At 50.8% G+C, this 26,252-nt stretch carries 18 protein-coding genes; 17 read left to right on the top strand and 1 reads right to left on the bottom strand.

The annotated features are described in order from the left end of the window. Positions 1–124 precede the first annotated feature (124 nt). The 4 genes from nirB (at position 125) to NST43_RS20410 (ending at position 4,486) form a co-directional block, all read left to right on the top strand. A complete protein-coding gene (gene nirB / locus NST43_RS20425; protein WP_339219014.1) occupies positions 125–2,551 on the top strand; it encodes a nitrite reductase large subunit NirB in 2,427 nt (808 codons plus the stop codon). A 26-nt stretch (positions 2,552–2,577) separates the two neighbouring features. Next, on the top strand, positions 2,578–2,919 hold the full coding sequence (gene nirD, locus NST43_RS20420; RefSeq protein WP_339219012.1) for a nitrite reductase small subunit NirD: 342 nt from the start codon (positions 2,578–2,580) through the stop codon (positions 2,917–2,919). A gap of 24 nt (positions 2,920–2,943) precedes the next feature. Continuing rightward, positions 2,944–3,762 carry a formate/nitrite transporter family protein gene (locus NST43_RS20415; protein WP_036731856.1) on the top strand — a complete coding sequence of 273 codons (819 nt, stop codon included), beginning with the start codon at positions 2,944–2,946 and terminating at the stop codon, positions 3,760–3,762. Positions 3,763–3,865: 103 nt separating this feature from the next. Beyond that, entirely contained in the window at positions 3,866–4,486 is a 621-nt protein-coding gene (locus NST43_RS20410; RefSeq protein WP_339219010.1) for an SDR family oxidoreductase, read from the top strand. 122 nt (positions 4,487–4,608) lie between these two features. Here the strand turns inward: NST43_RS20410 and NST43_RS20405 are convergent, their stop codons facing one another. Beyond that, complete coding sequence (locus NST43_RS20405; protein WP_209985136.1) at positions 4,609–5,325, bottom strand: Crp/Fnr family transcriptional regulator; 717 nt, start codon at positions 5,323–5,325, stop codon at positions 4,609–4,611. Between the two features lie 415 nt (positions 5,326–5,740). On the opposite strand from NST43_RS20405, the gene NST43_RS20400 reads away from it, so the two are divergent. The 13 genes from NST43_RS20400 (at position 5,741) to pflB (ending at position 26,225) form a co-directional block, all read left to right on the top strand. Further along, on the top strand, positions 5,741–8,044 hold the full coding sequence (locus tag NST43_RS20400) for a glycosyl hydrolase family 65 protein (RefSeq protein WP_339219008.1): 2,304 nt from the start codon (positions 5,741–5,743) through the stop codon (positions 8,042–8,044). Beyond that, on the top strand, positions 8,044–10,353 hold the full coding sequence (locus NST43_RS20395; protein WP_339219007.1) for a glycosyl hydrolase family 65 protein: 2,310 nt from the start codon (positions 8,044–8,046) through the stop codon (positions 10,351–10,353). The genes NST43_RS20400 and NST43_RS20395 overlap by 1 nt, the downstream gene beginning before the upstream one ends. A gap of 48 nt (positions 10,354–10,401) precedes the next feature. Next, positions 10,402–11,031 (top strand): beta-phosphoglucomutase, encoded by a 630-nt coding sequence (pgmB, locus tag NST43_RS20390; protein WP_209985133.1) that lies wholly within the window; start codon positions 10,402–10,404, stop codon positions 11,029–11,031. Positions 11,032–11,111: 80 nt separating this feature from the next. Next, positions 11,112–11,912 (top strand): alpha/beta hydrolase, encoded by an 801-nt coding sequence (locus NST43_RS20385; RefSeq protein ID WP_339225482.1) that lies wholly within the window; start codon positions 11,112–11,114, stop codon positions 11,910–11,912. Positions 11,913–12,121: 209 nt separating this feature from the next. Continuing rightward, complete coding sequence (locus NST43_RS20380; RefSeq protein ID WP_209984498.1) at positions 12,122–12,631, top strand: GNAT family N-acetyltransferase; 510 nt, start codon at positions 12,122–12,124, stop codon at positions 12,629–12,631. Positions 12,632–12,649: 18 nt separating this feature from the next. Beyond that, complete coding sequence (locus NST43_RS20375) at positions 12,650–13,612, top strand: alpha/beta hydrolase (protein ID WP_339219005.1); 963 nt, start codon at positions 12,650–12,652, stop codon at positions 13,610–13,612. A gap of 282 nt (positions 13,613–13,894) precedes the next feature. Beyond that, positions 13,895–15,688: a histidine kinase gene (locus NST43_RS20370; protein ID WP_339219003.1), complete on the top strand. Its 1,794-nt coding sequence runs from the start codon at positions 13,895–13,897 to the stop codon at positions 15,686–15,688. Between the two features lie 13 nt (positions 15,689–15,701). Beyond that, entirely contained in the window at positions 15,702–17,030 is a 1,329-nt protein-coding gene (locus NST43_RS20365) for a response regulator (protein WP_339219002.1), read from the top strand. A gap of 214 nt (positions 17,031–17,244) precedes the next feature. Next, positions 17,245–18,072 (top strand): sugar ABC transporter permease, encoded by an 828-nt coding sequence (locus tag NST43_RS20360; RefSeq protein ID WP_209985128.1) that lies wholly within the window; start codon positions 17,245–17,247, stop codon positions 18,070–18,072. A 1-nt stretch (position 18,073) separates the two neighbouring features. Continuing rightward, positions 18,074–18,946, top strand: coding sequence for a carbohydrate ABC transporter permease (locus NST43_RS20355; RefSeq protein ID WP_339219000.1), 873 nt, complete (start codon positions 18,074–18,076; stop codon positions 18,944–18,946). Positions 18,947–19,077: 131 nt separating this feature from the next. Then, positions 19,078–20,544: an extracellular solute-binding protein gene (locus NST43_RS20350; protein WP_339218999.1), complete on the top strand. Its 1,467-nt coding sequence runs from the start codon at positions 19,078–19,080 to the stop codon at positions 20,542–20,544. A 536-nt stretch (positions 20,545–21,080) separates the two neighbouring features. Next, positions 21,081–23,702, top strand: a complete 2,622-nt coding sequence (gene adhE, locus NST43_RS20345; protein WP_339218997.1) for a bifunctional acetaldehyde-CoA/alcohol dehydrogenase — start codon at positions 21,081–21,083, stop codon at positions 23,700–23,702. Between the two features lie 261 nt (positions 23,703–23,963). Continuing rightward, positions 23,964–26,225 carry a formate C-acetyltransferase gene (pflB, locus tag NST43_RS20340; RefSeq protein WP_209984474.1) on the top strand — a complete coding sequence of 754 codons (2,262 nt, stop codon included), beginning with the start codon at positions 23,964–23,966 and terminating at the stop codon, positions 26,223–26,225. The last annotated feature ends 27 nt before the right edge of the window (positions 26,226–26,252 follow it).

Below are 26,252 nucleotides of genomic sequence, written 5' to 3'. Positions count from 1 at the left end.
CTTGTGTGAAAAAATTCACATACCGTGTGACTGTGGTCACACTTGCCAAGGAATGGGGGACAGTATAATTTCACTATGAGGTTAGGATTAGTAGAAATCAGAGTTTCTGAAGGAGGGTCTACCAGTGGCAGCGGAAAGAGAAAAGTTAGTGCTGATTGGGAATGGCATGGCGGGAGTAGGCACTATTGAGCAGATTCTAAAGCTGGGCGGGGCTTATGATATTACTGTCTTCGGCAGTGAGCCGCATCCCAACTATAACCGGATTATGTTGTCCTATGTACTTGAAGGCAGCAAGACGATTGAAGACATCATCCTCAACGATCTCGGGTGGTATGAAGATAATCATATTACACTGCATACCGGCACAACGGTTACCCGGATCGCTGAACAGAACAAACTAATATTGACCGATAATGGACTGGCGGTTCCTTACGATAAAGCAATTATTTCAACAGGCTCGAATTCTTTTATTTTACCCGTACCCGGCAGCACCAAGGATGGAGTAGTCGGCTTCCGCGATATCGCGGATTGTGATGCAATGCTGGCAGCAGCGAAGCAGTACCGCACGGCGGCTGTGATCGGCGGAGGCCTGCTAGGTCTTGAAGCTGCAAAGGGTCTTGTCAATCTGGGCATGGATGTTACTGTTGTGCATCTGCTGGAGGATCTGATGGAGCGTCAGCTGGATCGTACCGCTTCTTCAATGCTACAGGCAGAACTTACGCGTCAAGGTGTGAAATTTGCCATGGGCAAGCAGACTGTGGAACTGACCGGCGAAGAACGGGTTACTGGTCTACGCTTCAGTGACGGCAGTGAGTTGCCGGCAGAGTTTGTAGTGATGGCTGTTGGAATCAAGCCGAATGTCCAGCTTGCGAAGGACAGCGGAATTACCGTTAACCGCGGGATCGTAGTTGACGATTATATGCAGACTTCTATGACAGATGTTTATTCTGTCGGCGAATGTACAGAACATCGGGGAACCTGCTACGGACTCGTTGCACCGCTATTTGAGCAGGGCATGGTTCTCGCCAAGCATTTGTCCGGGGTACAGACTCCGGGCTATGAAGGCTCAGTTGTAGCAACCAAACTCAAAATTTCCGGGGTAGATGTGTTCTCCGCTGGTGAATTCACCGAAACGCCTGAGCATACCGTCATTTCTGCCAAGGATGAATGGAAGCGAACCTACAAGAAGATTTTGCTTAAGGATAATGTGATTGTCGGTGCCGTTCTGTTCGGTGATGTAACGGAGTCTGCGAACTTGCAGAAGCTTGTGAAAAACAGCACAGAGATGACCAATGAAATCTATGATGAAGTTATGGGCACAAGCTGCTGCGGCGGAGGCGGAGCCAAGAAAGGGATGTCCGTTGAAGCGATGGCCGATGAAGAAATCGTCTGCGGCTGCAACGGGGTTACCAAAAAGGCTATTGTGGATGCAGTTACGGAGAACGGCTTCACTACAGTGGATGAGATTAAGGCTTGTACGGGTGCAACCCGTTCCTGCGGCGGCTGTAAGCCTGTGGTTGAGCAGATTCTGCAGTTTGTTCTCGGAGACAGTTTCCAGCAAAGCGCCAAGCAGGGCATTTGCAGCTGTACCCCGCTTAGCCGGGATGAGATTGTAGCGGAGATTACAGCCAAAGGCCTTAAGACCACCAAGGAAGTCATGCATGTCCTGGACTGGAAGCAGGCAGAAGGCTGTTCCAAATGCCGCCCAGCAGTGAACTATTATCTGGGGATGATCTACCCCGACACTCATGAGGATGAGAAGGAATCCCGGTTCGTCAATGAACGGATGAGCGCCAATATTCAGAAGGACGGAACCTATACAGTTATCCCGCGGATGTATGGCGGGGTGACGACTCCTGAGGATTTGAAGCGGATTGCCGATGTGTCCCTGAAATATGATGTGAAGGTTGTGAAGGTGACGGGCGGACAACGCCTGGATCTGATTGGTGTTAAAAAAGAGGATGTACCAAAGGTGTGGGAGGAGCTGGATATGCCTTCCGGCTATGGCTATGCGAAATCCCTGCGTACGGTGAAGACCTGTGTAGGTTCGCAGTTCTGCCGCTTCGGCACACAGGATTCCATGGGCATGGGCGCTATGCTTGAGCGCAAGTATGAGCGGCTGGATATGCCAGCCAAGTTCAAGATGGCGGTTAACGGCTGTCCGCGTAACTGTGCAGAGTCCTGCACGAAGGATATTGGGATTGTCGGCAATGACGGCGGCTGGGAAGTATTCATCGGCGGCAACGGCGGGATTAAACCACGGATCGCAGATGCCTTCTGCAAGGTGAAAACCGACGAGGAGCTGGTTGAGGTCTGCTCCGCGGTCATCCAGTATTACCGTGAGACCGGTAATTACTTGGAGAGAACCTCCGAATGGGTAGAGCGCATGGGCCTGGAGCATATCCAGACTGTAATCATGGGCAGTGACGACAACCGTAAGGAGCTGGCGGCACGTATTGACTTTGCCCTGGCCCAGGTGAGTGATCCTTGGAAAAAAATGCTGGATGACAAAAACACCCGCACCGCGTTGTTCGAGCAGACACAGGTATAGTCTTAAGGGGAGAGGGAGAGAGCATAATGGAACGGAGTAACCGGGAGTATACAGTAGGAGCTGTTGAAGATTTCATGCCCCAGATTGGCCGGGTAGTGAACGCAGGAGAGGTAGAATTAGCCATATTTCGCACATCGGCTGGCGCCTTCTATGCCATTAAGAACCATAGTCCCCACCCAAAGGGCGGTCCGCTCGCTGAGGGGATAGTATCAGGCTATTATTTGTACGATCCGCTGCATGACTGGAAAATCGATCTGCGCACCGGAGAGGTTCAGGCTCCGGACCAGGGCCAGGCCGAAGTCTATCCGGCAGCCGTGGATGGCGGAGTCGTCAAGGTCACTTTGCCTGCGGCAGTAGCAAGGCTATAAATTTAAAGAAGAGCAGGTGCTGATATGTTTACGCAGAGCGTAGAGAATATCGTTGAGACAGCCGTAGGCAAACGCGACAAGATGAATGAGAGCCTGCCCAAGTATTTCTTGGCGGCACTCCTGGCAGGAGCTTATGTAGGTATTGGTATTATTCTGATCTTCTCGCTGGGGGCGCCGCTGGCCGCGATCAAGTCACCGTTCCAGCCGCTGATTATGGGCGCATCCTTCGGGATTGCCCTGACCCTGGTTGTATTCGCAGGTTCAGAGCTGTTCACGGGAAATAATATGTTCTTCACGGTAAGCACGCTTGCCGGGAGAACTACGGTCTGGGACACCGTGAAGAACTGGGTCCTGGTATTCCTCGGCAATGTAGCCGGTGCAGTAGTTCTTGCCCTGCTGATTCAGGGATCGGGTCTCTTCAAGGCAGCGCCTGCCGAGCATCTGATCTTCGCGGCAGCAGCCAAGAAGATGAGCCTGCCGTTCTCGGAGCTGTTCTTCCGCGGCATTCTCTGTAACTGGCTGGTCTGCCTGGCGCTCTGGATGTCCTCCCGCGCCAAGAGTGAAGCGGCGAAGCTGGTGCTGATCTGGTGGTGTCTGTTCGCCTTCATCGCGAGCGGCTATGAACACAGTGTAGCGAACATGACACTCCTCAGTGTAGCTGTGCTGCTGCCGAATCATCCAGAGACTGTAAGCATCGCCGGCTGGTTCCACAACATGATTCCTGTTACGCTAGGCAATATCATCGGCGGCGGTGTATTCGTCGGCATGGCCTACTGGCTAATCTCACCTGTGCGAACTCCGCGTAACGTATCTGCTACCCCTCAGACTAAGAAAGCAAGCTAACTTCTCCGTATAAAGTCCCGCAGCTGCTACATGGCTGCGGGGCTTTTTTGTCGCTCTATCCCTGCTATAATAGGGATAATTCTTACCAGGAGGTTATTTTCATATGAATATATTGATTCTTGGTGCTACCGGCCGGGTGGGGAGCCACATTGTTACCCATGCTCTTCAAGATGGACATCATGTGACAGTGCTGGTCCGCACACCGGAGAAGGTTCATCCTCTCCATGCCAACCTGACGATTATCGAAGGTAACGTTCTTAATCAAGATGATGTCGCCCGGGCAGTGCAGGGAAATGATGTAGTTATTAGTGCATTGAACACTGACGGGACAACCACGCTTTCAGACAGTATGCCTTTTATCATCGAAGCCATGTATGGGGAGGGGATAGAGCGCATTATAACCGTAGGAACTGCGGGTGTTCTCCAAAGTGAGATTTCGCCTGAACTCCTGCGTTATCAATCCAGCGAATCTAAACGCAGGTCCACCCGTGCCGCAGAGGAACATGAACAAGCCTATCGCTTGCTGGAGCGATCGACGCTGAAATGGACCATTGTGTGCCCAACCGCTTTGCGAGACGGAGAACGCTTGGGAATTTATCGTGTGAGACAAGATATTCTGCCCGAAGGCGGTACTGAAATATCTGTAGCGGATACAGCGGAATTAACCTATAGTCAAATTGAAGCTAGCGATTTCATAAGAGCTCGTGTGGGTATAGCTTATTAATGAAGGGGAGTAGTCAGAAAAAAAGACGCCGGACAGGGCGCCTTCGACCACTCTATTAAATTTATGGGGTCAGATATGTTTCAATGAGGTGAATAGAGGGTATTATTGATAGGAAATTAAATTTAAATTCGGCAAATTTCATTGGGACATAATTCGCAGTGGCAGATTTCCTGAAGCATCGTCAGATTCTTGATGACAATCATGCCATTCTCATACTCTACCGCGTCTTTTTTACGCAAATCACTCAGCATGCGGTTGACGCTCTCACGAGTAGCGCCGATCATGTTGGAGAGATCGGTATGGGTGATTTTTTTGTTGATGAGAATGCTGTCGCCAGTCTTCTCGCCATACGTATTCCCCAGACGGATCAGTGTGGAGCAGAGTGCACCCGGTTTGCCGTACATCATCAGATCGCGGAATTTCGTCTGTGTGAGACGGTGATGAATGCCCATCCATTTCATGAAGTCGATAGCGAAGTCGCAGTGCTGGCAGATCAGAATCTCAAGATCCTTCTGCTCGATAACGCCAACTTCACTTTCCTCAATAACTTCGGCGGTGAAGCTATGCTTCGTGCTGAAGAACGGGTCTGCCTGGCCTACCATGTCACCTGCCTGATACATATACAGAATCAGTTCTTTGCCTTCGTCTGTTGATTTGGTTAATTTCACTCGTCCACGTTTGATATAAAACAATTTATCCGAAAAGTCGCCTTCCCAAAACAGGTGAGAACCCTCTGGGACCATGCGTTCCTTCATTGTGACCAAAAGCCGGTTAAAGTTCTGTTCGGAGAAACAGTTTGTATTGCCGCGGGCTTCGATAACATTATAATGTTCCTTTATCATAATCGACATCCCCTTTATTCCCTCAGTTTTTCAGTAAATTTTAAATTAATTATACCTTGAAATTCCTCTTTATGGGTAAATATTTTCCCGTAAAAGTGTCGAATTTTTAACATTGTGATAATTTTCACTTCATTTGTGTGAGAGTTGATGTTTTTTTGGACCAGAACGGGTTCATTTGCCCTGCACTACAGAATATTATAGCAGCTGTCTCCTAATCCGGATAGATCCTGGGAGCAAGCGGCTTTTTTGCGTTGGTCACACATTTCCGCATTCCGTAAAAATACACATAACTCTCTTACGCACAGACCTTGGTCCAGAAGGAGCTTAGAGATACTCTGAAACTGAGCGTCCGAACCTCCGTATAGGGCGGCGGAACAGACCGAGTATTCTCTTAGCGAAGGAGAGTTCCAACATGGCAAAAGTAGCAGATCCATATCTGAAGGTCGATCCATGGGCAATTATTGAGGAGGGCTTCGATCTGGAGCGAAACCGGACTTCAGAATCGATTTTTTCACTGGGTAATGAGTATATGGGGGTACGGGGGTATGCGGACGAGGGCTACAGCGGCGATTCATTGCCGGGCAGCTATTTCAATGGACTGAATGAGCAAATGGAGGTCGGCAACCACTATAAGGGTATTATCCGGTCGCTGCGGTATATGGTGAATGCGGTAGACTGGCTGCATACCCGGATTTCGGTGGATGGTGAACCGCTGGATCTGGCTCATTCCCGCATTGAGAAGTATTCCCGCAGACTGGATTTCCGGACGGGAACCTATACACGGGAGTTCATCTGGCTGCTGGCGGACGGGAAAAAGCTGAAGCTCCGCTTCACGCGGCTGGTAAGTATGACGACGTCTCATCTGGGGATGCAGGAGATTAGCTTCACCGCGCTTAATTTCACGGGTAAGGTGGATATTTGTACTGGCCTTGACTTCGGCATGGTTCATGAGGAACACGGCCAGAGCATGTGGAAGGAGCAGCGCAGCGGGGAGGAGGGTGCGGTGACTGCCATTATGGCTAGTACACTGACAACCGGGAATCAGCTGTTCTCGGGCTTCGTCCTGAAGTCTTCGCAGGCGCTGCATACGGAGCTTGTGGAAGATGACCGGTATATCGGGCGGCAATTCTCCCTTATGCTGGCTGAAGGGGAGCCAGCTTCCTTCACGAAGCTGGTGGTCAATGTGACGGACAGTGATGCTTCACGAGCAGCAGACCGTCTCTGGACAAAAGGCATGGAGCTGGCAGCAGCGGCTGACCGGCTGGAGGAGGAAGAGGTGCTTGCTGACCAGGCCGCCTACTGGAGCGGCATCTGGGCAACCAGCGATATCCGGATTGAGGGCGACCCGGAGAATCAGCAGGGCATCCGTTTTTGTATTTTCCAGTTGTATCAGACTTATCACGGGGACCATCCCGGGTACAACATCGGTGCCAAAGGGTTAACCGGCGAAGCTTACCGGGGGCTTGCCTTCTGGGATACTGAGTCCTACTGTCTGCCGTTCTATCTGTTCAATAACCCTAAGGCGGCCCGCAGTCTGCTGGAATTCCGCTACAAGACGCTGCCTCAGGCGCTCCAGCGCGGGAAGGATGTGGATTGCGCGGGCGCGTTCTATCCGATTGCTACGATTGACGGGACAGAGAGTTGTGACCTGTGGCAGCACTCCAACCTGCAGCTTCATGTCGGGACGGCCGTCTCCTATGGAATCTGGCATTATGTGAATAATACAGGCGACAGGGAATTCCTCTACAGTAAAGGGGCCGAGATGCTGATTCAGATCAGCCGTTTCTATGCATCCCGTGGTCAATGGGGGCAGCGCAGCGGGGAATACGGGTATTTCGGTGTTATGGGACCTGATGAATTCCAGCTAATGGTCAACAATAACTGTTACATTAATCTGATGGCTCAGAAGTTATTCGAATACACGTTCGAAACGGTAGCCCTAATGAAGGCGGAAGCGCCGGAGGAGTATGCGGCGGTTATAGCGGCTACTGCGCTCCGCGAGGAGGAATTGGCCGACTGGGACCACAAGCGTACCCATATGAAAATCCCGTTCGATCCCGGTAGCGGCATCTACGAGGAGCATGACGGATTCTTCGACATGCCGCATCTGGATATTCATTCGATTCCGGTGTCCGAGTTCCCGCTCTATGCCAACTGGTCTTATGACCGTCTGTACCGTTACGATATGATCAAGCAGCCGGATGTGCTGATGTTCCTGTTCTTGTATAACGGGCAATTCTCCCGCGAGGCCAAGCTGGCGAATTATGAATATTATGAACCGAGATGTATTCATGAATCCTCGCTCTCGCCGTCCATTCACTCGATTCTGGCCAGTGAACTCGGCAAGCCGGAGGAAGCATACCGGTTCTTCGAGTTCGCCACGCGTCTGGATCTGGACAACTATAACCGGAATACAAGAGAAGGGCTTCACACCACATCGATCGCCGCAGCGTGGATGAACATCGTCTACGGCTTCGGCGGGATGCGCTCGGATGGAGATTGTCTATCCTTCCGGCCGGTGCTGCCGAAGCAGTGGACCGCCTACAGCTTCCATGTGATGTGCAGGGGCGTATTGCTGGGCATTACGGTAAATGCAGAGTCGGTCTGCTTCAGAGCAGTCAATGGCGGAAGCGTGGAGGTGCTGATCTATGATCAGCGAGTGAACGTAGATGAAGCAGGTATAGAGCTTCCGCTGGCTGAAGGGATGCTGGCGTAATGGACTGGAAGGTAAGCGAGTGCGGGTTCGACGCTGGCAGAATGACGACGAATGGCAACAAATATATGATCGGCAACGGATACATGGGCTATCGGGGAGTGCTGGAGGAGTACGGCAAGGACCAGCTTGCGGCGGTTACATTGGCCGGGGTATATGACAGGTCGGGTGATAAGTGGCGCGAGCCGGTGAACGCCCCGAATGGACTGTATACGGTAATCATCTGTGACGGCATAAAACTCAGCGTGCTGGAGACAGAACCGCTGGAGCATACACAGAGTCTGGATCTCCGCTCGGCTATCCACCGGCGGGAGACGATGTTTGATATCCGGGGAGGCGGAAGGGTGACCCTGACCGCAGAGCGGTTCGTTAGTATGAATCAGCTCCACTTGCTGGCAGCCAGATGGACCCTTCACTGCACCGTCGATTGCCGGATCGGGATAATGACGGGAATCGATGGCGCGATATGGGATATTAACGGCCCCCATCTGTCCGAACAACAGAGCAGCTCTGCCGGCGGGGTGCTGCTGTCAACAGCAGTTACCGGGGAGCTGGGGCAGCAGGTGGCGGTGGCTGAGCTTATAGCGTTCGGTACGGCTGAACAGGCGAAGCGGGTTGACGCTGTTATCGAGCTGGATGGAGGAACCGCACTGCGCCATATTTCTATAGAAGCCAAGGCAGGTGAGACTTATACATGGTGCAAATATGCAGCCGTGTTCACCGGTCTGGATGGCGAAGGCGATCCTGAGGAAGACGGGCCTGATGAGCGGGCGGTGCAGACTGTCCAGGAGGCCGCCGCTACAGGATATGGCGGACTGCTGGAGGCTCACCGGCGTAAGTGGGCGGAGCGGTGGTCACGAAGCGATTGTGTCATTGAAGGCGATGATGAGGCGCAGTTCGCTCTGCGGTTCAGTATGTATCAGCTGCTGATCATTGCACCTACGCTGTCGGAGAAGGTCTCGATTCCGGCACGCGGCTTGTCCGGGCAGGTCTATAAGGGGGCCGTATTCTGGGATACGGAGATGTTCATGCTGCCCTTTTTCCTGCACAGTGATCCTGAGATTGCCCGCAATCTGATGATGTATCGCATCCACACGCTGGATGGTGCGCGGCGGAAGGCGGAGGAATACGGATATTTAGGCGCCTTCTACGCATGGGAGAGCCAGGACTCCGGGGACGATGCCTGCACCCTGTTCAACGTGAACGATGTATTTACAGGACGGCCGATGCGGACCTATTTCCGCGATAAACAGATTCATATCAGTGCAGATGTTGTGCATGGACTCTGGCAATACGTGACCTTCACTGGAGATGACAGCATCCTGGCGGACGGCGGGGCAGAGGTGATCTGGGAATGTGCGCGTTTCTTCTATTCCTATGCTTATTATAATCCCGTGAAGCAGCGGTATGAGCTGCTGGATGTTACCGGACCGGATGAATACCATGAGCGGGTGAATAATAATGCGTTTACGAGTGCCATGGTTCAGGAGACACTGAAGATTGCCTTGCAGACAGCAGAGCGGTTGCAGGACAAATATCCGGCCATGTATAACGGTCTTGCTGAATCTTATACGGACGGGCCGTTCCTGGATGAATTCACAGATATGCTGGCACAGCTCTATGTTCCGCAGCCCGACCCGAATACGCTGGTGATTGAACAATTCGGCCGTTATCTGCAACTGGAGGATGTGTCTCTGGCTGAGTTGAAGGCACGGGTCATTCACCCGAATGAGTACTTCGGCGGAGGCAACGGGCTGGCTACCACAACAAGAATCCTCAAGCAGGCGGATGTGGTGCTGATGCTGTATCTGTTCAAGGGACAATTCAGCAAGGACGTGAAACGGGTCAACTGGGAATTCTATGAGCCGCGCACGGAGCATGGCTCAAGCCTAAGCGCGTGCATCTACGCCCTGGTCGCTGCGGATATCGGCTTGCCGGACTGGGGATATCCCTATTTCATGCGCACGGCCACGGTCGATCTTACCGGCGAGTCGAAGCAATACGTCGGTGACCTGTATATTGGCGGTACCCATCCGGCTGCGAATGGAGGCGCATGGATGGCTGTGGTTCTTGGCTTTGCGGGATTACAGTATGACGGCGAGAGCGCCATACTGAATCCGTCGCTGCCGCAGGCATGGGAGTCAGTAGAGCTGCCGGTTGTGCTGCGCGGCGGCAGCTTCCGGCTGCGGATCAGCCGGGAAGAGATTACCGTCACGGCTGCGGAAGGCAACAGCGAGGCTGTCACGTTCGCCGGATTCGGCGGCGAAGCTGAGCTGTGTCCTCCGGGGACGCAGCTGCGGCTGCGGGCCTAATTCCGCAACCGTATGTTTCAGATTTATTTCAGAGAGGAAATGTTAACGATGCTGGAGCATATGAAGGGCGCTATCTTCGATCTGGATGGCGTGATTGTAGACACGGCGAAATATCACTATCTGGCCTGGCGCTCGCTCGCCGGGGAGCTGGGCTTCCCGTTCACCGAGGAGGACAATGAGCGGCTGAAGGGCGTCAGCCGGATGCGGTCGCTCGATATTCTGCTTCAGATCGGCAGTCTGAGCTTCGGCGAAGCAGAGAAGCTGGCGATGGCGGAGAAGAAGAACCGCCTCTATGTGGAATATATCTCCGGACTGGACGAATCTGAGCTGCTGCCCGGTGTCAGAGCCTATCTGAATGCGCTCAGAGCACGCGGCGTGGCTATTGCCCTTGGCTCTGCGAGTAAGAATGCGGAATTCATATTGGATAAGCTGAATATTGCGGGGCTGTTCGACGTTGTTATTGACGGCAATAAGGTAGCCAGGGCGAAGCCGGACCCTGAGGTGTTCCAGACCGCCTGCCGGGAGCTGGGGCTGCAGCCGCAGGACTGTGTGGTATTCGAGGATGCCGAGGCCGGAGTAGCCGCCGGCAAGGCTGCAGGAATGCAGGTGGTCGGCATCGGGAAGCCTGAAGTGCTGAAGGCAGCGGATCTGGTGATATCCGGATTGCATGAATTGTAAGAGCTTGATAGAATGGCCCTTGAGGAACTTTTTTCCTCTATTATCTATTCTATTATAGAAGGAAAGCTTGAGGGATGATGATGGAAACGTTGTTGCTATGGCCTGAAGGTGCGCCTGGAGCGCTGGGAGCCAGTGAAGAGGATCAGCCTGCGATTACACCGTATTTAGTCGAAGGTCAGGGGAATGCCGCTGTTCTGGTCTGTCCGGGAGGAGGGTATGCAATGCGTGCCGACCATGAAGGCGGTCCGGTAGCGGAGTGGCTGAATACACTGGGCATCTCCGCGTTCGTGTTGCGCTACCGTGTTGCGCCTTACCAATACCCGAGTGCACTGCTGGATGCTCAGAGAGCGCTGCGCATGATCCGCTTCCGGGCGGACGAATATGGAATTGACCCGGACCGTCTCGGCATTCTGGGCTTCTCAGCGGGTGGACATCTCGCTTCTACCGCCGGGGTATCTTATGATCTGGGCAATCCTGATCACCCGGAGCCATTGGAGCGGCTGTCCAGCCGTCCGGATCGCCTCATTCTATGCTATCCGGTCATCTCAATGACCGAAGGGGTGACACATCAAGGCTCGAAGGAGAATCTGCTGGGAGCCGTTCCCGATGCAGAGCTGTCGCTTAAGCTCAGCAGCGAGTTCCAGGTGACTCCGGACACGCCGCCAACGTTCCTCTGGCATACCTCTGATGATGATTATGTCCCGGTGGAGAACAGCCTGCTGTTCGCCGCAGGTCTTAGCCGCCATAAGGTTCCATTCGATCTGCATATCTATGCGCACGGTGTACACGGTCTGGGCTTAGCCCCTGAAGAGCCGCACACCAAGACATGGACGGATGCCTGTGCCTCATGGCTGCAATTGAACGGGTATACGAGAGCGTGAACTTCTGTATCTATGCCCGCGTCCAAGGGGACGGTAAATAATCACCTTTGATAAAGGGCGTCCCACGCTGCCGGTCGGCAGCAGGACGTTCTTTTTTGCAGGGGTAGAGACCTTTAGACAACTGGTTCAGATGACTATGCTGCTATATTAATTTATAATATTCTACGGATAGGGTGATTCGAGAGACCCGGGAAAGGCAGGTACATATTATGAGTCTTATGTTTTCACGCGTGCATACAGCGGAAGAGACCGCTGAGGTTGCCTTGTTGGCGGCAGAGATATGGCGCGAATATTATATCACCCTTATTACTTCCCAGCAGATCGAGTATATGCTTGACAAGTACCAATCGGTTCCAGCGATTACGCAGCAGATCCATGAGCAGGGTTACGAATATTACTTAATCCATAGCGGGGAAGGCTCTACGGTGGGATATATGTCGGCCAGACAAGATGAAGGGAAACTCTTCCTGAGCAAGTTCTATATAGGCAAGGAGTACAGGGGGCGCAGCTACGCCAGCCAAGCGTTGGCCTTCCTGGAGAAGCTGTGTCAGGACCGTAATCTGACTCATATCTGGCTGACAGTCAATCGTGATAACGAATCCAGCATTGCGGTATATCAGAAAAAAGGATTCCGGATGATACGGGAACAAATAGCGGATATCGGTAATGGATTTGTTATGGATGATTTTATTCTGGAGAAAGAAATCCCGGTCCCCTGAGAGAGGAACAGCTTATTCATGAACAAGGATTCATCCTATAATCAATCGGTGACCTATTGGAAGCAATATCAGAAGTTTTTCCCGGATGACATGCAGATCAATGAAGCCCGTTTACCCGCAGAAGAGTGGATGACCTGGAACCATGCTCATATTCATCTGGATCGTATGCCTGCTCCTGATGCACCTTTAAAAATCATTTTCATTCATGGAGCTGGCGGCAATGGCCGGTTGCTCGCTCCTTATGCACGAATGCTGCAAACCTACGGTTATGAAGTAGTGTCTCCGGATCTGCCGCCTTATGGTCTAAGCTATACTGATTCAGCGGAATCACTAGATTATCAGCTCTGGATTGACATCCTTAATGAATTGATCGAACAGGAGCTTAGAAGGGACGGCAAGCCTGTTATTCTGCTGGGCTCCAGTATTGGAGGCATGTTAGCTTATCACACCGCAGTACAAAGTAAGCAGGTCAAAGGGTTAATTGCAACGACATTTGTGGATACGAGTGATGTGAAGGTTCGTGATCAGTTAGCTCCCAACATACTCATTAGCCGGTTAGGGGAATGGTGTATGAATCAATTCCCTGCCCTGCTAGACTCCCTGCAGATCTCTGTGAATAAAGTATCCCGGATGAAATTGATCACGAACAACGCCGAACTGACCAGACTTATTATGAATGATTCCCATGCGGCAGGCACAAAAATCCCTTTACGCTTATTAAGAACATTTCTAAATATGAAACCGGTCCTGGAACCTCAGCATTTTGACCTGTGTCCGGTATTACTCGTTCATCCTCAATTAGACCCTATGACTCCTTACCGCTTCAGTAAACCGTTTTATGGCCATCTTAAAAGCAGAAAAGAATCTGTGATTCTAGAGGGCGCAGGTCATTTTCCGATTGAACCACAGGGGCTGGAGCAGATGATTGTGGCTGTGCTTGCTTTTTTGAGAACAGTAGAGGAAGAATTACAGCTAGCATAAGCCGTCCGGCGCAATGTGCTCAGGAGGAAACACTATAAAACCAGTCCAACGCGGGATGTTCGTGTGTGGGCTGGTTTTTACTTAGCTGAAAAACTCCATACAAATGGACATAAAGAACTTTGAAATAAACCTGTGTAAGCGCTTGTAGGTTTGTTAAAATATAAGAACTTATATGTTTCACACGATAACTTATCCTTCTATTTCTCGCTGAAACGGTACCGTCCTTTAAAAGGACGGCAACGCCGTTTCCACTTGTATTATTGGAACTGGAGGTGAATCCAGATGTTGTCCACGCTTGTAAAACCCATTGTCAGACTCAGTGTCAAGCAGCAGTTGATTCTGCTGTTCCTGATCATGATTACGCCTATTCTGATTCTGAACAGCTACGGCAACTATAAGGCAGAGGAGATTCTCAAGCACCATGTGACCAATGCCTATGTGGAGCTGAACAAGCAGAATTTTGCCATCATTAACAGAGACATCGATACGGTGAACAAAATAACGACCACCGTCATCCAGAATCCGGTCCTGCAGCAGCTTAATATGAGCGGAAATGATACGGTGCTGGAGCGTGTGGAACGTTACGAGACCATCGAGAAGCTGCTCGGGAGCTATTCGCAAGGAGCGGAGCGGGGTGACGGCATTTACTACTCGCTATACGTATATGATCCTGATAACTACTACTTTTTCGCCCCCAATTTTCCGCAGGTAAAGAAGGCGGGGGTTTATTTTTTCTCCAAGGAGGAACGGCCGTACTGGTTCGATCAGGTAGTGCAGCAGAAAGGCCGAGGTTACCTGATGTTCACCGATAAGCTGAGTCCGCAGGCCGAAGAGCTGAAGACGCTCACTTATGTCAGGGCTGTCAATAATATCTACCGGGGGGAAGGGACGCTCGGCGTGCTGGTGGTGACCAAGATGGAATCGAAGATCGGTGAATCGCTAAGGTCGATCTCACTGCCGGACGGGGAAATCTATCTGACGGATATGAGCAACCGTGTACTGGCCTCGACCACGAATTCAACCGGAGAGGTGATCGTTCTGCCGGACGGCTCGGAGGCGGGAGATCCTGAGGGAACCGAGGATATTATCACGGATGACTTCATCTATGTGGTGAACAACAATCATGCCTTTGAGCAAAAGCTGGTCTACAAGGTACCCGTCAAATCCCTGCTCCAGCAGCAGAACGAAATGAAACGCGTCATTCAATACATAACAGTGGCCTACGCGCTGTTCGGATTGATCATCATTACCTACTTCTGGCGTTCGCTGATGACCCCTTTGCAGAAGCTGGCTTTTTTTGTACGCAAGTATGAGCCGGGCAACCGTGTGCCCGAGACTCCCCGCAGAGGCAGCAACGATGAGGTCAGTGTGCTGATTACCGCCACGTACGATATGGCCCGCAGGCTCAACAGCCTGATTATGTACAAATACCAGATGGAGCTGAAGCAGAAGGAATCGCAGCTGCAGCTGCTCTATCAGCAGATCAACCCGCATCTGCTGTACAACACCCTGGAGAGTATTTATTGGAAAAGCTCGCTCGAAGGCAACGTGGAATCCGCGGAAATGATCAAGGAATTATCCAAGCTGATGAAGATCAGCTTAAGCCGGGGCCGGGAGCTGATCACGCTCGAGGAGGAGCTTGAACATGCCAGTGCCTACATCAAGCTCCAGCAGCACCGGCATGATTATGTGTTCGCCGTTATCTGGAATATCGCTCCCGAGACCACCAGGAATCTGATCCCCAAGATCACCCTGCAGCCCCTGATCGAGAATGCCATTATCCACGGGGTTAAGCATATGGAGGAGGACGGCGAAATCATTATTACCTCTGTGCTGGAGGATGGCCGGATTCGGATTACCATTGAGGATAACGGCTATAAGCAGGTCGATTATAAGGCTATCGAACAGATACTTAATGATGACAGTCCGAACCCGGTGAACGGCTACGGTATCCGCAATATCCATCAGCGTGTGCAGCTGCATTTCGGCGGGGATTACGGGATCAGCTACGGACCGCGCGAACGCGGAGGCACGATAGTAAGTGTGATCCTTCCGAAGTCAGAGACTATAGAGTAGAGGAGAGAATACGGTGTTCAATATACTGGTTGTTGATGATGAGCCGCTCATTTGCAAAGGACTGAGCAGCCTGCTGGCTGCTTCCGGGCTGGATATTGACCATATCTATACGGCCGGCAGCGGATATGAGGCACTGGATTGTATCCGTATGGAGGAGATCGACCTGCTTGTGACTGATATCCAGATGGGGGCTATGAGCGGGATCGAACTGATGCAGCATGCCAAAATGACCAAGCCCTGGGTGCAGACGATCGTCATCTCTGCGCATGAGACCTTTCAGTATGCCCAGATGGCCGTCCGCCTGGGGGCGAGGGACTATCTGATCAAGCCGCTGAACAGTGAGCAGTTCCTGGATTCGGTGCGCAGTGTCGTCCTGAAGATGAATAGACCGTCGCCGGAGCTGGCTACTTATATGGATGGTAATGGAGACCGCTTCCGCCTCGAGGAGCCGCTTCCCGAGTACAGCGAGCTGCTGAACAGTCTGCTTACAGAGACTGCGGCGGTGCTGGGGGCAGAGGAGAAGCTGCGCAAGCTGGATGAGCTGAGGCTGCAGGGGCCGTTTTTTGCGGTGATCAAAATCAAGCTCCCCCTGCCGCAAGACCGGCCTGAGCAGAGGTACACTACCCGCGATCATAGCCTGCTGCGTTACGCTGCTTTGAATATCGCCAAGGAGTTGCTGGATCAGGAGTGGAATTCCACCGCCTTTTATTCGCCGGATCAGGAGATTACGGTCATCATCCAGTGGGATGAGCAGAGCTACGAGGAGCCAACCACCGGCCAGCTGAGCCGTCTTGAAATGCTGGGACGCAGTCTGCATTTTAATATTCACCGCTACCTGCAGCTGAGTGCTGTTATCGGCATCAGCCAGATTCTGAAGGGGCTGAGCTTCATGGATGTGCTGAACCGGCAAGCCTCGAAGGCGATCCTCTGGAACAACGAGCAACCCGATCATTTTGTGTTCTATTATGGGGATTTCAACTGGAACAACTATGCTGCTGATCCGTCGCCCGAGGAGCTGCATACGCACAGCAATCTGATTGTGCAGAAGGCGAAGGAATATATTGACGGGAATTACGCCCAGAAAGGGCTGACGATCCATGAAGTAGCCAAAAAGAATCATGTCAGCCCTAATTACCTGAGCTATCTGTTCAAGAAGAATACAGGTTACAACCTGTGGGAATATGTCATTAAGCTGCGGATGGAGGACAGCCGGGAGATGATTCTGAACACCGATCTGCGCAGGTATGAGATTGCGGAGCGGGTCGGATACGAGTCGCCGGAGCATTTTAGCAAAATTTTCAAAAAATACTTTGGGCTCAGCCCCAGCGAGTTGAAGAAGTAAGAACGCTTACGATTGCCATAGATATAGACATGTTAAGTCTCTCCCTCATTTCCTACAATAAAGACAGGAGGCGCTTTCCCGTAAAGTGCTGAAAGACGACAGGAATGAGGGAGCCGGAATGAATCAGTCTGCTGCGTTACATGATCACCTTCCAGCGGAGCTGGAGAACAAGCCGTACAAGCAGAACCGCTGGAAAAAGAATTACTGGGGTGTGATGTTTCTTGTCCCCGCATTGATTATCTTCATTATGTTTATGTGGGTGCCTATCTTCAAAGGGTTCCTGTACAGCTTCTACACCGTTGATTTCGTCAAAGGCAATACCTTCGTCGGCCTGGACAATTACGCCAGGGCGCTTACCGACCCCGATGTGCTGATTGCTGTCCAAAACACCCTGTACTATATGCTGCTCTGCCTGGTGATCGGCTTCTGGGTTCCGATTGCCTTTGCCATTGCGATCTCTGAGCTGCGGAAATTCGGTGGATTCGTGCGCGTTGCCGCATATTTGCCATATGTCATGCCTGCTGTAGTCCTATACGGGCTGTGGCGTTGGCTGTATGATCCGGTTGGACCGATTAATGCCGTCATCGGCAGCACCGGAGCGGAGCAGATCGCCTTCCTGACAGATACCCGGTGGTCGATGATCTCGCTGGTCTTCATGGAGACCTGGCAGCAGTTCGGCTCGGGGATGCTGATCTATCTTGCTGCGGTGCTTAGTATTCCCCGGGACTGGTATGAGGCCGCCGAGATTGACGGAGCCGGAGTCTGGGCGCGTATCCGCCACATCACCCTGCCTTCGCTGCGTAATCTAATCCTGCTTATGCTAATTCTTCAGGTCATTGCCACCTCACAGGGCTACCAGTCACAGATGGCCTTACTGGACGGGGGGCCGAACAATGCTACGCTGACGTATGCGCTGCTTATTGTGAAGTATGCTTTTACCAGACTGGATTATGGTACGGCGACTGCGCTGGGGATGCTGATGTTTGTTGTTCTGGGCGGTTTGGGCATTCTTCAGTTCAAGCTTAACAAGGAGGACAACTAGGATGAAGAGCGCAGACAGAGGGATTCTCTCGGAGCATGATCTTAAGAAAACCAGCAACAGGGTTGTTTACGGAATTATGGTGCTGTTCATTGTCCTGATGATATTCAGCATGCTGTACCCCATCCTCATGACGATGTTCAACGGGCTGAAGTCGAATATCGAGGTCAATTCCTTTCCGCCGCATTTTTTCCCGCAGGAATGGCATTTCGGCAATCTGAAGGATGCGCTGAATTATATCGATCTGGCCATGTTTCTGCGGAACACCCTGTATATTTTTGTAGGAAATATGGTCGCTACCTTAATTGTACTGGGACTCGCGTCTTTCAGTATCTCGCGGATGAATGTGCCTTACCGCAAGGCCTTCTATTTCTTCTTCCTGATGACGCTGTTCATTCCGGCCACGAGCTATATGATTCCGAACTTTGTCAATCTGAAGGAGTTGGGTCTGCTCAATCAATATGCGGCCTTCTGGCTGCCGGCAGGCGCGAACACGTTCTTCTTCCTGCTGCTTAAGAACTTTTTCGACGGAATTCATCCCGAGATTCTGGAAGCCGCGCGGATGGACGGGGCCTCGGAGCCAAGAAGCTTTTTCACCATCGCGGTGCCGCTGTCGGTTCCGATTTTTGCAACACTGGCGATCTTCATCTTCTCCACAGCCTGGAACGACTGGTTCTGGCCGTCGCTGGTCATGCACAGTGAGGAGAAGTATACGCTCGCTACCGCCATCTATAAGTACGTTATCAATGTAAAAGCACTGAACACGAACATCAAATTTGCGATTCTATTTATTGTCTCTCTGCCGCCGATCCTGGTGTTCCTGGTCTTCCAGAAGTTCATTATGCGCGGAGTTTCATTGTCGGCGGTCAAAGGCTAGGCAGAAGGATAAGTTCCGGTAGAGATCGTAAACCTGCACATGAAGGGAATATAAATACACCTCGTTTGCAAACGGTTTCTCTTTTAAGATGAATTTGTAAGCTCATTATGATATGGAAAAGGGGAGTTACCATGCGTAAAGTTTCCAGCGTATTCGCCTGCCTCCTGGTCACGGGGACCTTATTGTCCGCTTGCGGGGGCAATAGTAACGGCAACAAGCCGGCGGCTGACGGGGGAGAAGCGACACCTGCACCAGCGGCTACCCAAGCGGCAGAAGAGTCGGCAACCCCGTCACAGGCACCGGCCGATGATATTACCCAGAAAAAGGTAACGATCAAAATCCACTATCCTACGCCTGACCTGACCGAGGTAAGAGCGCAGGAGGATGACAAAATCAAGCGGTTTCAGGAAGTCTATCCGAACGTGGAGATTGTCAAGGACGACTGGCAGTATAATGTAAGCGAGATCGGGGTGAAGATGGCTGCGAACGAAGCGCCTACCTTCTTCAACACGTATGCCACCGAAGCCAAATTCCTGATTGAGAAGGGCTGGGTAGCCGACATCACCGATCTGTGGAACAATTATGAGTTCAAGGATCAGATCAATCCTGTGCTGCAGAACCAGTTCATCATTGACGGCAAGGTGTATGGAGTAACCCAGAAGGGTTATGTCACTACAACAATGATCAACAAGAAGATGCTTGATGACAAAAGTGTAGCTGTACCTCCAATGGACTGGACCTGGGACGACATGCTGAACACAGCCAAAGGAGTGGCCGATCCTAAGAAGGGAATCTCCGGGATTGCGCCAATGGGTAAGGGCAACGAAGCTGGCTGGAACTGGACCAACTTCCTGTTTGAAGCAGGCGGAGAGATCCAGAAGATTGAAGGCGGCAAGGTGGTTGCAACCTTCAATTCCGAAGCCGGGATCAAAGCGCTGGACTTCTATAAGAAGCTGAGATGGGAAGCTGGGGCCGTTCCCCAGGATTGGGCGCTCGGCTGGGGCGATGCTGTAGGCGCCTTCCAGCAGGGCCGCACCGCGATGGTGATGGCCGGATCAGACGGTGTCATTGAACAGGCGCTTAACCAGGGCGGGTTCAAGCCTGAGGATGTGCTGACCTATCCCATGCCTGCGGCTGAGAAGGGCGGCAAGCATACCGGTGTTCTCGGCGGCGACTATCTGGTCATCAACCCGAATGCCAGCAAGGATGAGCAGGAGATGGCCTTCCGTTATATTACCTTCGACTATTTCTCGGATAAAGGCCTGGAAGCGCTCGACGCCATTATCAGCCAGCGTAAAACGGACGGCAAATACTACATCCCGCCGCTTCTGGATTACTATGCTGCGGATTCCGACTTCGGCAAGAAGACCAAGACCGTCTATGACAAGTACGACATTGTATATCAGTACAGTCCCGAAATCATGGCGCTGCTGGACGGCAAGCCTGAAGCCCAGTACAACACACAGGACTATTATGCAACGATGTCCAACGTGATCCAGGAGCTGTTCGCCAAGGAAGGCACAGACTCGAAGACCCAGCTTGATGCGGCGGCCGCAATGGTCCAGCAGAAATTCTTCGATACGATTAAGGCAGAGTAGCTTAAGATGGCTTTCCCTAGAGTCGGGGAAGAGATGAATAAGGGGGAGACAGCAGAGACGCTGTCTCCCTTTTTTTAAAAGATAAGAATTTATATGCTTCGCGCTATAATTATCCTTATCTTTCTCGCTGAAACGGTACCGTCCTTTAAAAGGATGGCAATGCGTTTCCGCTTGTTAGCTGAGATTTATATTTATATTCACCGTCTGAGTGAGTCTATAGAAGAGCACCGTATGAACCGAAGTTACGGCTGGACATTCGTGAGCAGAATTTCCGAGGCGCACCCGGCATCGAAAGGCAAGAGGGGCCATCAACGCTACAGCTTGCGGGTTGGCGTTCGCAGATTAGACAAATATCAATTAAATATTACATATAATATGGAATAAATACCGATATATGATCGAATGAAAGCGCTTTGAAAACAACTCAAAAAAAACTTTATACTTTGTGAAAGATTTCACTATACAAGGTGAAAAGGATGTGCTAAGATAAATGTATAGAAAGAAACAACCTAAAAATTGACAGGAGGACGAGGGAGATGGCAGTTAAAAACGAAGTCGCCGCCCAAGTGAAACAAACCACCGCTGAAGAGTATATTCAGGTTTTGGTGGATAAAGCAAAGAAAGCCCACGAAGCGTTCATGGGCCTGGATCAAGAGCAGACAAACACAATCGTTCATGCAATGGCGCTGGCCGGACTCGACAAGCATATGTACCTGGCCAAACTGGCTGTTGAAGAAACAGGACGCGGAGTATACGAAGACAAAATTACGAAGAATATCTTCTCCACTGAATATATCTGGCACGGAATTAAGTACGACAAGACTGTAGGCGTTATTGAGGATAACGTTTATGACAGCTTCCAGAAGATTGCTGAACCCGTCGGAATCATTATGGGTATCACACCGGTAACCAACCCAACGTCCACCACGATGTTTAAAGCTTTGATTTCCGCAAAGACACGTAACCCTATTATATTCGGTTTCCACCCGTCGGCGCAAGAGTGCAGTGCGGCAGCAGCCAAAATTCTGCATGATGCAGGCGTAGCAGCCGGCGCACCTGAGAACTTCATCCAATGGATTGAACTTCCTACGATGGACAAAACAAACGCACTGATGAACAATCCGGACGTTGCACTGATTCTGGCAACCGGCGGATCGGCAATGGTCAAAGCAGCTTACAGCTGCGGCAAACCGGCACTCGGCGTAGGTCCTGGTAACGTGCCTGCCTTCATTGAGAAGAGTGCTGACATTGATCAGGCTGTAACAGACCTTATCCTGTCGAAGACTTTCGATAATGGTATGATCTGTGCTTCCGAGCAGGCAGTCATCATTGAAGAAGCTATCTTCGATCAAGTGAAGAAGAAAATGATTGCAAACGGCTGTTACTTTGTGAACAAAGAAGAAGCTGCCAAGCTGACAAGCGGCGCAATGAACGTTGAGAAATGTGCGGTTAACCCGGCTATCGTTGGCCAATCCGCAGTGAAGATCGCTGAAATGTGCGGCATTCAGGTTCCTGCCGGAACGAAGATTTTGGTAGCTGAGCTCGAAGGTGTAGGCACTAAATATCCATTGTCCGCTGAGAAGCTGAGCCCGGTTCTGGCTTGCTACAAAGTGAAGAATGCTGACCAGGGTATCGAACGCGCAGCTCAAATCGTTGAATTTGGCGGCATGGGCCACAGCTCGGCTATCCATTCCAATAATGAAGAAGTCATCATGAAGTTCTCCAACCGTCTGCAAACCGGACGTATTCTCGTCAACTCGCCATCCACACACGGCGCAATCGGCGATATTTACAACACCAATATCCCTTCATTGACACTGGGCTGCGGATCTTATGGACGCAACTCGGTATCGCAGAACGTGACTGCAATCAATCTGATCAACGTGAAAAGGGTGAACCGTCGTACCGTGAATATGCAATGGTTTAAAGTACCTGACAAGATTTACTTCGAAAAGGGAGCCACTCAGTATCTGGCCAAAATGCCTGATATCACTCGTGTAGCAATAATTACTGACCCTATGATGGTGAAGCTGGGCTATGTGGAAAGAGTGGAGCACTATCTGCGCCAGCGTCAGACTCCTGTAGCGATCGAAGTATTCTCGGAAGTTGAACCAGATCCATCGACGACTACTGTAGAAAAAGGCGCGGCAATGATGCACAGATTCCAGCCTGACTGCATTATCGCACTCGGCGGCGGTTCCCCAATGGATGCTGCCAAGGGCATGTGGCTGTTCTACGAACATCCGGATGCAGACTTCAACGGTCTGAAGCAGAAGTTCATGGATATCCGCAAACGGGTATACAAATTCCCTAAGCTCGGCAACAAAGCAAAATTCGTTGCGATTCCAACAACTTCGGGTACCGGTTCTGAAGTAACATCATTCGCAGTTATCACAGACAAGACAACAGGCAATAATACGAAGTATCCTCTGGCCGATTATGAGCTGACTCCAGATGTAGCCATTATCGATCCGGAATTTGTATACAGCTTGCCTAAGACTGCTGTTGCCGATACTGGTATGGACGTATTGACCCATGCTATCGAAGCTTATGTATCTGTAATGGCCAGTGACTACACCGATGGTCTGGCAATCAAAGCGATTCAGCTGGTATTCCAGTGGCTGGAGAAATCCGCACTGCAAGGCGATAAGCTGGCCCGTGAGAAAATGCACAACGCTTCAACACTTGCCGGTATGGCATTTGCGAATGCATTCCTGGGGATTAACCACAGCTTGGCGCACAAATGGGGCGGACAGTATCACACAGCACACGGCCGCACCAATGCGATCCTGATGCCGCATGTTATCCGCTACAATGCCAAGAAGCCTACGAAGTTCGCTTCGTTCCCTAAATATTCGCACTTTGTAGCTGACGAACGGTATGCCGAAATCGCCCGTATTCTGGGATTGCCGGCTCGTACTACCGAAGAAGGCGTAACCAGCCTGATCAATGCCATCCGCGACATGAACAAAAAACTCGGTATCGAAGAATCCTTCTCGGCTCTTGGTTTCGATCCTAAGGACTTTGAAGCCCGCGTAGATTACCTGGCTGACCGTGCATTTGAAGACCAATGTACAACTGCCAACCCTAAAATGCCGCTGGTATCTGAGCTTGCCGATGTATACCGCAACGCATTCTACGGAAAATTCGATAACTAATTAACGGTTGCCTGGCGAAGAATAAGGTTAAAGGTTAATATGGGACTGGATGGAAGTGACAAATATCACCGAAAGAGTGATATTTGTCACAGTCCTTTTTCAGAAAATAAACTAAAATGTTTATATAAACAAAGATCCCAGTTATACAGTCACGATTGTGAATTTTATAACAACCAGTAGCTAAGGGATCACGAGACACGGGATTAACCTTCAAGCCCGCGATCTCTACAAATATACTAAATATAAATGGAGGGATTTAGCATGTCGGTGATTGAAAAAGAAGTACAAGAGGTTAAGTCGAGCTGGAGAAATTTCACAAAGGGTACATGGGCTAAGAAAGTTGACGTTAATAACTTTATTGCCAAGAACATCAAGCCTTATGAAGGAAATGAAGATTTCCTCGTAGGTCCTACCAGCAACACTACTGAACTGTGGAAGATTATCTCCCAACTGAGTAAGGAAGAAAGAGAAAGAGGCGGCGTATGGGATGTTTCCCTCGATACTGTCTCCACCATCACTTCCCATAACCCAGGCTACATTGACAAGGACAAGGAACAGATTGTCGGCGTTCAGACTGACGCGCCTTTCAGACGTTCTATCCAACCGTTCGGCGGTATCAAGATGATGATCGATGCTACTAAGGCTTACGGCTTCGAGCTTCCGCAGAATATCGTTGACATGTTCACGAACATCCGCAAAACGCATAACCAAGGCGTATTTGATGCATATACACCAGATATGAGAGCTGTGCGTAAATCGGGCGTAATCACAGGTCTTCCTGATGCTTATGGCCGCGGACGTATCATCGGCGACTATCGCCGTATTGCTCTGTACGGTATTGATTTCCTGATCAAAGACAAGAAGCAACAACTGACTGAGCTTGAAGTGGATTCCATGACAGAAGAAGTTATCCGTCTGCGTGAAGAACTGTCCGAGCAAATGCGTGCTCTTGGCGAACTGAAACAAATGGCTGCAGCTCATGGTATGGATATCTCCAAACCGGCTGTCAACTTCAAAGAAGCTACACAATGGGTATACTTCGGTTATCTGGCGGCTGTTAAAGAGCAGAATGGTGCGGCAATGTCCCTTGGACGCGTATCTTCCTTCCTTGACATCTATGTTCAACGTGACTTTGAAGAAGGTACTCTGACTGAAGAACAAGCTCAAGAAATCGTTGACCATTTCGTAATGAAGCTGCGTATCGTGAAATTCCTGCGTACGCCTGACTATAACGACCTGTTCTCCGGCGACCCTACTTGGGTAACAGAATCCATCGGTGGTATGGCTGAAGACGGTACAACTCGCGTAACCAAAAACAGCTTCCGCTTCCTGCATACCCTGTACAATCTGGGACCGGCTCCAGAACCAAACCTGACTGTACTGTGGTCCGAGAAGCTGCCTGAAGGCTTCAAAAAATATTGTGCCAAGGTATCCATTGAGACCAGCGCTATCCAATATGAGAACGATGATGTTATGCGTCCATACTGGGGTGAAGATTATGCAATTGCCTGCTGCGTATCCCCAATGCGTATCGGTAAGCAAATGCAGTTCTTCGGTGCCCGTGCCAACCTGGCTAAGGCTCTGCTGTATGCGATCAATGGCGGTAAAGATGAGAAATCCGGTGCTCAGGTAGGTCCTGAATATCCTGCGATCACTTCTGAATATCTGGATTATGATGAAGTAATGAAACGCTTCAAACCAATGATGGAATGGCTGGCTAAGACTTATGTCAACACGCTGAACATCATTCACTATATGCATGACAAATATTCCTACGAACGTATCGAAATGGCGCTGCATGACCGCGACATTCTGCGTACGATGGCTTGCGGTATCGCCGGACTGTCCGTTGCTGCTGACTCCCTGAGCGCAATCAAATATGCTAAGGTTAAGCCAATCCGCAACGAAGAAGGCATTGCCATCGACTTTGAAACTGAGGGTGAATTCCCTTGCTACGGTAACAATGACGACGCTGTTGACGGCATCGCTGTTGAACTGGTTGAAACCTTCATGTCGATGATCCGCAAAAACAAAACTTATCGTGATGCTGTGCCGACTCAATCGGTACTGACTATCACTTCGAACGTTGTATATGGTAAAAAGACTGGTACTACTCCTGATGGACGTAAAAAAGGCGAACCATTCGCTCCTGGTGCTAACCCAATGCACGGACGCGATAAGAAGGGCGCCCTGGCATCCCTGAACTCTGTTGCCAAACTGCCTTACTCTGATGCACAAGATGGTATCTCTAACACCTTCTCCATCGTTCCTAAGGCACTGGGTAAAGACGAAGATTCCCGTAAGTCCAACCTGGTATTCATGATGGATGGATATTTCCACAATAACGCTCAGCACTTGAACGTTAACGTATTTAACCGTGAGCAGCTGCTTGACGCTATGGATCACCCAGAGAACTATCCACAGTTGACCATTCGCGTATCCGGCTATGCTGTTAACTTCATCAAGCTGACCCGTGAACAACAGATGGATGTTATCAACCGTACATTCCACGATTCCATGTAAGAATGGTTCTTGCTCTACAAGAATTGA

The sequence above is a fragment of the Paenibacillus sp. FSL H8-0332 genome (genome assembly GCF_037963835.1).
Classification (GTDB): Bacteria; Bacillota; Bacilli; order Paenibacillales; family Paenibacillaceae; genus Paenibacillus_AQ; species Paenibacillus_AQ rhizoplanae.
Note: the sequence above shows the minus strand (reverse complement) of the source record. Positions and strands in the feature narration are given on the sequence as shown.

Bases quoted from the DNA above. Each gene is read 5' to 3' on its own strand.
- NST43_RS20350 (WP_339218999.1), top strand. From the start codon at position 19,078: ATGCGTAAAGTTTCCAGCGTATTCGCCTGCCTCCTGGTCACGGGGACC.
- NST43_RS20375 (WP_339219005.1), top strand. From the start codon at position 12,650: ATGAACAAGGATTCATCCTATAATCAATCGGTGACCTATTGGAAGCAA.
- adhE (WP_339218997.1), top strand. From the start codon at position 21,081: ATGGCAGTTAAAAACGAAGTCGCCGCCCAAGTGAAACAAACCACCGCT.
- NST43_RS20355 (WP_339219000.1), top strand. From the start codon at position 18,074: ATGAAGAGCGCAGACAGAGGGATTCTCTCGGAGCATGATCTTAAGAAA.
- NST43_RS20395 (WP_339219007.1), top strand. From the start codon at position 8,044: ATGGACTGGAAGGTAAGCGAGTGCGGGTTCGACGCTGGCAGAATGACG.
- NST43_RS20400 (WP_339219008.1), top strand. From the start codon at position 5,741: ATGGCAAAAGTAGCAGATCCATATCTGAAGGTCGATCCATGGGCAATT.
- NST43_RS20370 (WP_339219003.1), top strand. From the start codon at position 13,895: ATGTTGTCCACGCTTGTAAAACCCATTGTCAGACTCAGTGTCAAGCAG.
- NST43_RS20385 (WP_339225482.1), top strand. From the start codon at position 11,112: ATGGAAACGTTGTTGCTATGGCCTGAAGGTGCGCCTGGAGCGCTGGGA.
- NST43_RS20415 (WP_036731856.1), top strand. From the start codon at position 2,944: ATGTTTACGCAGAGCGTAGAGAATATCGTTGAGACAGCCGTAGGCAAA.
- nirD (WP_339219012.1), top strand. From the start codon at position 2,578: ATGGAACGGAGTAACCGGGAGTATACAGTAGGAGCTGTTGAAGATTTC.
- pgmB (WP_209985133.1), top strand. From the start codon at position 10,402: ATGCTGGAGCATATGAAGGGCGCTATCTTCGATCTGGATGGCGTGATT.
- NST43_RS20380 (WP_209984498.1), top strand. From the start codon at position 12,122: ATGAGTCTTATGTTTTCACGCGTGCATACAGCGGAAGAGACCGCTGAG.
- pflB (WP_209984474.1), top strand. From the start codon at position 23,964: ATGTCGGTGATTGAAAAAGAAGTACAAGAGGTTAAGTCGAGCTGGAGA.
- NST43_RS20360 (WP_209985128.1), top strand. From the start codon at position 17,245: ATGTTTCTTGTCCCCGCATTGATTATCTTCATTATGTTTATGTGGGTG.
- NST43_RS20410 (WP_339219010.1), top strand. From the start codon at position 3,866: ATGAATATATTGATTCTTGGTGCTACCGGCCGGGTGGGGAGCCACATT.